This window comes from Hydrogenophaga sp. (genome assembly GCF_041633695.1).
Lineage (GTDB): Bacteria > Pseudomonadota > Gammaproteobacteria > Burkholderiales > Burkholderiaceae_C > Hydrogenophaga.
In genome coordinates this window covers 1-9,356 of record NZ_JBFJMY010000149.1, presented here as the reverse complement: position 1 = coordinate 9,356, position 9,356 = coordinate 1, and the positions used below count along the sequence as shown (strand labels likewise).

At 62.1% G+C, this 9,356-nt stretch carries 7 protein-coding genes; all 7 read left to right on the top strand.

Annotated features, from left to right (window positions below):
* Positions 1-1,022 (top strand): proton-conducting transporter membrane subunit (locus ABYB95_RS11080; RefSeq protein ID WP_372658572.1); only part of this gene is annotated, 1,022 nt, incomplete at its 5' end.
* A 13-nt stretch (positions 1,023-1,035) separates the two neighbouring features.
* Positions 1,036-2,511: an NADH-quinone oxidoreductase subunit M gene (locus tag ABYB95_RS11075; RefSeq protein ID WP_372658571.1), complete on the top strand. Its 1,476-nt coding sequence runs from the start codon at positions 1,036-1,038 to the stop codon at positions 2,509-2,511.
* A gap of 31 nt (positions 2,512-2,542) precedes the next feature.
* Positions 2,543-4,054 carry an NADH-quinone oxidoreductase subunit NuoN gene (gene nuoN / locus ABYB95_RS11070; RefSeq protein WP_372658570.1) on the top strand — a complete coding sequence of 504 codons (1,512 nt, stop codon included), beginning with the start codon at positions 2,543-2,545 and terminating at the stop codon, positions 4,052-4,054.
* 51 nt (positions 4,055-4,105) lie between these two features.
* The gene (locus tag ABYB95_RS11065; RefSeq protein ID WP_372658568.1) at positions 4,106-4,408 is read left to right on the top strand and encodes a DUF2818 family protein; all 303 of its coding nucleotides are present in this window, start codon (positions 4,106-4,108) and stop codon (positions 4,406-4,408) included.
* Positions 4,405-5,004 carry an NUDIX domain-containing protein gene (locus tag ABYB95_RS11060; RefSeq protein ID WP_372658567.1) on the top strand — a complete coding sequence of 200 codons (600 nt, stop codon included), beginning with the start codon at positions 4,405-4,407 and terminating at the stop codon, positions 5,002-5,004. The genes ABYB95_RS11065 and ABYB95_RS11060 overlap by 4 nt, the downstream gene beginning before the upstream one ends.
* A gap of 7 nt (positions 5,005-5,011) precedes the next feature.
* A complete protein-coding gene (locus ABYB95_RS11055) occupies positions 5,012-5,488 on the top strand; it encodes a DUF1178 family protein (RefSeq protein WP_372658566.1) in 477 nt (158 codons plus the stop codon).
* 225 nt (positions 5,489-5,713) lie between these two features.
* Positions 5,714-9,356: NAD-glutamate dehydrogenase (locus ABYB95_RS11050; RefSeq protein WP_372658565.1), on the top strand; the 3,643-nt coding region annotated here is incomplete at its 3' end.

The following is a 9,356-nucleotide window of genomic DNA, read 5'->3' as shown; positions in this document are numbered from 1 at the left end:
TGGCGCTGGGTGCATCGGCCTATTCGGTGGCGGTGTTCCACCTCATGACGCATGCCTTCTTCAAGGCCTTGTTGTTCCTGGCGGCCGGCTCCGTCATCATGGGCATGCACCACAACCAGGACATCCGCTGGATGGGTGGCCTGCGCAAGTACATGCCCATCACCTGGATCACGTCCTTGCTGGGTACGCTGGCCTTGATCGGCACGCCGCTGTTCGCCGGTTTCTACTCCAAGGACAGCATCATCGAGGCGGTGCATTTCAGCAACTTGCCGGCGGCCGGTTGGGCCTACTTCGCCGTGTTGGCCGGTGTGTTCGTCACCTCGTTCTATTCGTTCCGTTTGTATTTCCTGGTGTTCCACGGCCCCGAGCGTTACGACCAGAATCCGGATGCCCACCATGGGCACGACGACCACCACCACGACGACCACGGTCACGACCAAAAGCCGCACGAATCGCCTTGGGTGGTCACGGTGCCGCTGTTGCTGCTGGCCGTTCCTTCGGTGGTGATCGGTTTCATGACGATCGAGCCCATGCTGGTGGGCGAATTTTTTGCCGACTCGGTGTTCGTCAACAACGAACTGCACCCGGCCATGGAAACCTTCCGCGAAGAGTTCCACGGCGCCTTGTCCATGGCCTTGCACGGTCTCACCACGTTGCCGTTCTATCTGGCGCTGGCTGGTGCGGTGTCGGCCTGGTACATGTATCTGATCAACCCGGCGGTGCCCGCCGCCCTGGCCAAGGCCTTGCGCCCGCTGGTGGTCGTGCTGGAAAACAAGTACTACCTGGACTGGTTCAACGAAAACGTGCTGGCCCGCGCCGTGCGCGGCATGGGTGTCGGCTTGTGGAAGGGCGGGGACCAGGGCGTCATTGAGTCGGGTGTGGTCAACGCCAGTTGGAAGCTGGTAGGCCTGGTGTCTGGCGTGGTGCGCCGCGCGCAGACCGGCTACCTGTACCACTACGCACTGATGATGATCGTGGGCATTCTGCTGTTCATGACGTACTTCGTGTGGCTCGCCAAATAAGGAGAAGAACAAGATGGGTTTGTTGAGCCTGGCGATCTGGACGCCGATTTTCTTTGGTCTTGTGTTGCTGGCCCTGGGTCGGGACGACCAGGCCCACGTGGTGCGCTGGATCGCCCTGATCGGCGCGCTGGCCGGTTTGGCCGTCACGGTGCCGCTGTATGGCGGTTTCGAGATCGGGACCGCTGCCATGCAGTTCGTTGAACAAGCGCCCTGGATCGCGCGCTTCAACGTGAACTACCACCTCGGTGTGGATGGCATTTCGTTCTGGCTGATTCCGCTCACCGCCTTCATCACGGTGGTGGTGGTGATCGCGAGCTGGGAGTCGATCACCTCGCGCGTGAACCAGTACATGGGCGCCTTTCTGATCCTGTCGGGTCTGATGATCGGTGTCTTCAGCGCGCTCGACGCGATGCTGTTCTACGTGTTCTTTGAAGCCACGCTGATCCCGATGTACCTGATCATCGGTATCTGGGGCGGACCGAACAAGATCTATGCCGCCTTCAAGTTCTTCCTGTACACCTTGATGGGCTCGCTGCTCATGCTGGTGGCCTTGATTTATCTGTACACGCAGTCGGGCGGTAGTTTTGATCTGTTGACCTGGCACCAACTGCCACTGAGCGGCACGGCGCAGACGCTGCTGTTCTTTGCTTTCTTTGCCGCCTTCGCGGTCAAGGTGCCGATGTGGCCGGTGCACACCTGGTTGCCCGACGTGCACGTGGAGGCGCCCACCGGCGGCTCCGCCGTGCTGGCCGCCATCATGCTGAAGCTGGGCGCCTACGGTTTTCTGCGGTTCTCCATGCCCATCGCACCGGACGCCTCGCACGAATGGGCCTGGCTCATGATCGCGCTGTCGCTGATCGCGGTGGTCTATGTCGGACTGGTGGCCATCGTCCAGCAGGACATGAAAAAGCTCGTGGCCTATTCGTCGGTGGCACACATGGGTTTCGTGACCCTGGGTTTCTTCATTTTCAGCGACCTGGGTGTTGCCGGTGGCATTGTGCAGATGATCGCCCACGGCTTTGTGTCGGCCGCCATGTTCCTGTGCATCGGCGTTTTGTACGACCGCGTGCACTCGCGTGAAATCGCGGCCTATGGCGGCGTGGTCAACACCATGCCCAAGTTCACCGCCTTTGCCCTGCTGTTCGTCATGGCCAACAGCGGTTTGCCCGGCACGGCCGGTTTTGTCGGTGAGTGGATGGTGATCCTGGCCGCCGTCAAGGCCAACTTCTGGATCGGCATGGCCGCCGCGTCGGCCCTGATCTTCGGCGCCTCCTATTCCCTGTGGATGTTCAAGCGCGTCTACCTGGGAGATGCGGCCAACGACAACGTGAAGGCCTTGCTGGACATCAATGCCCGCGAATTCCTGGTGATGGCGCTGCTGGCGATTTCGGTGCTCTTCATGGGCATCTATCCCAAGCCTTTTACCGATGTGATGGATGCCTCGGTGGCCGAGTTGATGCGCCACGTGGCCATCTCCAAGCTGAACTGATCGCCGTGCAAGAAATCAAGAGAACGTTCCTATGACAGACAACCTCAGCTTGGTCTCGGCCTACCCTGAAATCGTATTGCTGGTGGCCTCATCCGTGATCGCTCTGGTGGGCGTGGCGTCAAAAACCCCTGCCCGTGGCCTGGTCCATTTCCTCACGCTGATATCGCTGGCGGGCGTGGCACTGATGCTGGCCCTTCGTGCCAGCGGCGGAGAGACCATCGTGGGCTTTGGTGGCATGGTTGTCAGCGACCCCATGGGCAACTGGCTCAAGTGTTTTGCTTCTATCGCCATGCTGGTCACCATCGTGTATGGCCGTGCCTACGCCGGGCAGCGCGACATGATGCGTGGCAGCGAGTTGTACACCCTGGCGCTGTATGTGCTGTTGGGCATGTTCGTGATGATCTCGGGTCACAACTTCTTGGTGATCTACCTCGGTCTGGAATTGCTCACACTGTCCAGCTACGCCTTGGTGGCCTTGCGCCGCGACGATGTGAACGCGATCGAAGCCGCCATGAAGTATTTCGTGCTGGGTGCCTTGGCCAGCGGCTTCTTGCTTTACGGCATGTCCATGATTTACGGTGCGACCGGATCGCTGGACCTGACCGGGGTGATGCAAGCGATCGCCGGCGGCGACGCCACGCTGGTGGGTTCCCCGCAGGTCCTGGTGCTGGGCCTGGTGTTTGTGGTGGCCGGTCTCGCTTTCAAGCTGGGCGCGGTGCCGTTCCACATGTGGGTTCCCGACGTGTACCACGGTGCCCCTACGGTCGTGACGCTCATGATCGGTGGAGCTCCCAAGCTGGCCGCCTTCGCCATCGTGATCCGTTTGTTGGTCGAAGGTCTGGGACCACTGGCAGTGGACTGGCAACAAATGCTGGCCGTGTTGTCGGTGGCGTCGCTCCTGGTGGGCAACCTGGCCGCCATTGCGCAGACCAACCTCAAGCGCATGCTGGCTTTCTCGACCATTTCGCAAATGGGCTTCTTGCTGCTGGGCTTGCTCGCAGGCGTGGTGGCTGGCAGCGACGGTCTGGACAACAGCAACATGGCCAACGCCTACAGCTCGTCCATGTTCTATGTGATCACCTATGTGTTGACCACCCTGGGCACCTTCGGCGTCATCCTGCTGTTGTCGCGTGACGGCTTTGAGTCCGAAAACATCGGCGATCTGGCGGGCCTGAACCAGCGCAGCCCTTTGTATGCCGCGGTGATGGCGATCTGCATGTTCTCCCTGGCCGGTGTGCCGCCCATGGTGGGCTTCTACGCCAAGCTGTCCGTGTTGCAGGCCTTGCTCGCATCGTCCCAGCCTGTGTACATTGGCCTGGCGGTGTTCGCGGTGCTGATGTCCCTGGTGGGCGCGTTCTATTACCTGCGCTTGGTCAAGGTGATGTATTTTGACCAGCCGGTTCAAACCGCGCCGCTGGAAGCCACGTTCGATGTGCGTTCGGTGCTGTCGCTCAACGGCGCACTGGTCTTGCTGCTCGGCATTCTTCCGGGTGGTCTGATGGCCTTGTGCGCGCAAGCCGTGACGGCCTTGCTGGCTGGATGACCGGCGTTTGCTCCACCGGTGCACGCGCCGGTGGGCGCTGAAAAATTGTCCATGAACCATTCCCTGTCCATCTGGCTGGTCTTGCTGGCTGCCGTGATCGCGGCCAATCTGCCGTTTGTCAACGAGCGCTGGCTGGCCATCGTGCCGCGCCGGCAACCGAAAACGCTGCTGATCCGGGCCATCGAGTTGCTGGTGTGTTACCTGCTGGTGGGCGGCCTGGGGCTGGCACTGGAGCAGTCCTTGGGGCAGATCTACCCGCAGGGCTGGGAGTTCTACGCCACCACCGGCGCGCTCTTCATCACCCTGGCGTTCCCTGGATTTGTGTACCGCTACCTGTTCAAGCGCCACGCATGAGCGACGCCGACACCCATTTGCGCGAGACGCCGTTGCGGCGCGAAGAGGTGTTGCAAGGGCACTTCCTGCATGTGGTGCGCGACACCGTGCGACTGCCCAGTGGTCAGGAAGCCACGCGCGAATACGTGCTGCACCCGGGTGCGGTCATGGTGATCGGCCTGCTCGACGACGGGCAGGTGGTGTTGGAGCGTCAGTACCGCCACCCGATGCGCGATGTGATGATCGAATTTCCTGCCGGCAAACTCGACGCGGGCGAAGACAGCTTGGTCTGTGCACAGCGGGAATTGCTGGAAGAGACCGGCTACTCGGCGCGCGAATGGGCCTGGGCAGGGCGGCTGGCGCCGACCATCGCCTATTCGGACGAAACCATCGACATCTGGTTCGCCCGTGGCCTGGTGCAGGGTGAGCGCCAGCTCGACGATGGCGAATTCCTGGACGTGTTTTCGGCCACCCCCGCCGAGCTGCAGGCCTGGTGCCGCAGCGGTGAGGTGATCGACTGCAAGACCTTGGTCGGCGCGCTCTGGCTGCAGAACGTGTTGCGCGGCGATTGGCCGCTTGCGTGGGCTTCCACCGCTGCACAGCCCGCTGCGGGATAATTTGCGCATGAAGGTTCTTGACCTGCAATGCGCACACGAACACAGCTTTGAAGGCTGGTTTGCTTCTGAGGACGACTACCGCTCGCAACTGGAACGCAAGCTGGTGAGCTGCCCGCTGTGCGGCGATTCGGCTATTCAGAAAATGCTCTCGGCACCGCGCCTGAACCTGCGTGTCGGTCGTGGCAGCGATCCGACCGCCGTTGCGGCGCCATCGGCCAAGGACCCGGCGACCGAGACCGCCCCATCGGCTCTGAACGCAGCCCTGCAAGCGCAGTTCATGAAAGCGGTGCGCGAGGTGATGGCCCACACCGTGGACGTGGGCGACCGTTTCGCGGATCAGGCGCGTGGCATGCACCATGGCGACATTGAGCAGCGCAGCATCCGAGGCCAAACCACGCCCGATGTCGCGATGGAGCTGATCGAAGAAGGCATAGACGTGATGCCACTACCCGCGCTGCCGGGGCTGAAAGAAACGCTGCAATAGGGCGGTGGCGGGACGTCAAAGCGCCTGGTCGGCGGCGCTTCTTTCGCTCCCGCAGTGTTGCCGTGGTGTTGCAGGCAGGGCATTGTCCACGCACAATGCAAAAATTGCATGAGGGCATGGAATGACCCTATGCAAATCTGTTTTGACTCGGTTTTTCATGATGCGGAAAATCTAGAATCGTGCAAACCCGCTTGGATCACGCCGATATTGATGTCCCAAAAGCCCATGAATCCCCAATTCCACGATCTGTTTTTTGCCGACGCCGACCCTGACGAGTTGCTGCAGCGCGACGCGCATGCGCTGTCCGCCATGTCCCAGGCGCACTGGAGCCTGCTGGAGGACTCGGCCGCAGGCGATGTGGTGGTCCGAGTGTTCAAGGACGCGGTTTTTCAGACCGACAACACCACCGTGGTGCAGATCGTGCATCCCGACACCGCGTTTTTGGTGGATTCCCTGAGCATTGCGGTCAACCAGAGTGGGCGTACCGTGCATTGGATCGTGCATCCCTTGTTGCGGGTGGGCCGCGATGGCGCGGGCAAGATCGAGCAGGTCGAGAGTGCGGCGCGCACCGCGCAGGCCGGCGCCAACAGCCAGGTCGTGTCGTGCATGTTGATGGAGTGCGACCGTCTGGCCAGCGACCCCGACGGCGAGGCGCTGTGCCGCGCCATCGAGAACACCTTGAGCGACGTGCGCAGTGCCGTGCAAGATTGGCGCGCCATGCTGTCGCGTTTGCAGCTGCTCAGTGCGGGCTTCACCGCCTTGGAAGGCGCCGAGGCCGCCGAGGCCAAAGCTTTTCTGAACTGGCTGGAGCAAGGCCACTTCACGTTCCTGGGCGCGCAAGACGTGTCCGCGCAAGGCCAGCGCTTGACGGAAACCGGCTCGGCACTGGGCGTGCTGAAGAACCCTGGCTACCAGGATTTGCCCGAACAACTGGCCGCGCCGCTGTTGAACGATCCGCGCTTGCTGTTCTGCGCCAAGGCACCGCGCCGCTCCAGTGTCCACCTCGCTGCCTGGATGGATCTCATCAGCGTCAAGCGTATGGACGCCAGTGGGCAGGTGGTGGGGGAGACCCGGTTTTTTGGCTTGTACACCTCGGCGGCCTATGCGGCATCCGTGACCACCATTCCGGTGGTGCGCCAGCACGTGGCGCAGGTGATGGCCCAAGCCGGCGTGGTCAAAGGCAGCCACGCCCACAAAGCGCTGGAAGCCATCCTGGAGACCTACCCGCGTGACGAGCTGCTGCAAATCGATGCGGCCACGCTGACCCAGCACGCGATGGGTATTCTGCGCTTGCAAGAGCGCCAGCGCGTACGCCTGTTTGTGCGCCGTGGCCCGTTTGGTCGGGTCGCCTCGATTCTGGTGTACGTGCCACGGGATCTGTACACCACCGTGTTGCGGGTGAAACTGGGCAACATCTTCACCCAGGCCTTTGAGGCCGACTCGGTGGAGTTCACGCCCATGCTCACCGACAGCGCGCTGGCGCGCATCCACTACATCGTGCGCTCCAACGACCAGTTGAATACCGCCGTGGACCTGGTCGAACTCGAGACCCAGGTCGCCCAGGCCTGCAAACGCTGGGAGGACGGCGTGCAAAGTGCGCTGATGGGGCGCGGCGTTGCGCAAGCCGGCGAACTCAGCGCCATCGTGGCGGCCTTTCCCACGGCATACCGTGAAGAGTTCGGTGTCGACGTGGCCGCGCACGATGCCGCCGTCGTTCAGGGCCTGAGCGAGGCGCAGCCGCTGGCGCTTCAACTCTATTCGCGCGACGAACAGCCGCGCTTCAAAACCTACGCCACGCGAAAAGTCATCTTGTCCGACGCCACGCCTGTGCTGGAGTCCATGGGTGCGCGCGTCCTGGACGAACACCCTTACCGCCTGGCCTTGCCACAGTCCAAGGTGGGCGATCGGTGGCTGCAAGACTGGGGTTTGCAGTTTGATCGGTCGCTCGACCTGACCCAGCTCAAGCCGCGTTTCGAAGCCTTGTTCCAGGCCGTCTGGCGGCAAGAGGTGGAGTGCGATGCCTTCAACCGCCTGGTGTTGTCCACCACGCTGGGTGCGCGTGAAATTGCGGTGTTGCGGGCCTATTCCCGCTATTTCAAGCAACTGGGCTTTGCATTCAGCCAGGGCTACATGGAAGACACGCTCAACGACAACCCGGCCATTGCCCAAAGCCTGGCCAACCTGTTTGCGGTCAAGTTCGATCCGGCGCGTGAAGCGGGTCGTGCCGAAGCCATTGCGTCCCAGGTGGAAGCCATCGAGGCGCAACTGACCGAGGTGGCAAGCCTGGAGCAGGACCGGGTGTTGCGCCAGTTTCTGGCCACCATCGGCGGCACCGTGCGCACCAATGCCTACCAGCGCGGCAAGGATTGCATGAGCTTCAAGCTCATGCCGCGCGACATTCCCAACGTGCCCGAGCCACGGCCCCTGTTCGAAATCTGGGTGTACTCGCCGCGTGTGGAAGGTGTGCACTTGCGTGGCGGAAAAGTCGCGCGCGGCGGGCTGCGCTGGTCCGATCGCCGCGACGATTTCCGCACCGAAATACTGGGCCTGGTCAAGGCTCAGCAGGTGAAAAACACCGTGATCGTACCGGTCGGTTCCAAGGGCGGCTTTGTGCTGAAGAACGCGCCGCTCTCCAGCGACCGAGATGCGTTCATGGCCGAAGGCGTGGCTTGCTACAAGACCTTTCTGAGCGGCTTGCTGGATGTGACGGACAACCTGGTCAAAGGCGATGTGGTGCCGCCCGTCGATGTGGTTCGCCACGATGAAGACGACCCCTATCTGGTGGTGGCCGCCGACAAAGGCACGGCCACCTTCAGCGACATTGCCAACAGTGTGAGCGAGGCCTATGGTTTCTGGCTGGGCGATGCATTCGCCTCGGGCGGCTCGGTGGGTTACGACCACAAGAAAATGGGGATCACCGCGCGCGGTGCCTGGGAGTCGGTCAAGCGCCATTTCCGTGGGCTCGATGTGGACACCCAGACCCAGCCCTTCACCGTGGCCGGCATTGGCGACATGTCGGGGGACGTGTTTGGCAACGGCATGTTGCTGTCCAACCAGATCCAACTGGTGCTGGCGTTCGACCACCGCCACATCTTCATCGATCCCGCGCCCGATGCGCTCACGAGTTTTGTCGAGCGCCAGCGGCTTTTCAATCTGCCGCGCTCCAGCTGGGCCGATTACGACAAGGGCCTCATCAGCGAAGGCGGCGGGGTGTTTCCACGCAGCGCCAAGTCCATTCCCTTGAGCGCGCAGGCACGTGCCGTGCTGGGCACCGAAGCCAAGGCCATGGCCCCGAACGACTTGCTCAACGCGATCCTGAAAGCGCCTGTGGACCTGGTCTACAACGGCGGTATCGGTACCTACGTCAAAGCCAGTTTCGAGAGCCATGCCCAGGCCGGTGACAAAGCCGGCGACGCGTTTCGCGTCAACGGCAATGAGTTGCGCTGCAAGGTGTTTGGCGAAGGCGGCAACCTGGGGTGCACGCAAAATGGCCGCATCGAGTTTGCCCAGGCCGGTGGTCTGATCTACACCGACGCCATCGACAACTCGGCCGGGGTGGACTGCTCCGACCACGAAGTGAACGTCAAGATATTGCTGGGTGCCGTACAGGAAAGCGGCGCACTCACCTTGGAGGCCCGCAACGAGTTGTTGGCCAGCATGACCGACGAGGTGGGCTTGCTGGTCTTGCAGGACAACTACTACCAGAGCCAGCAAATCGAGCTGGCGGCCGCCCGCCCCGTTTACATGCTGGAGGGGCAGAAGAACCTCATGCGCTGGCTCGAGAGCATTGGCTTGCTCAAGCGGGGCATCGAATACTTGCCCACCGATGAAGAGCTGGCCAAGCGCAAGCGCGAGGGCAAGGGCCTGA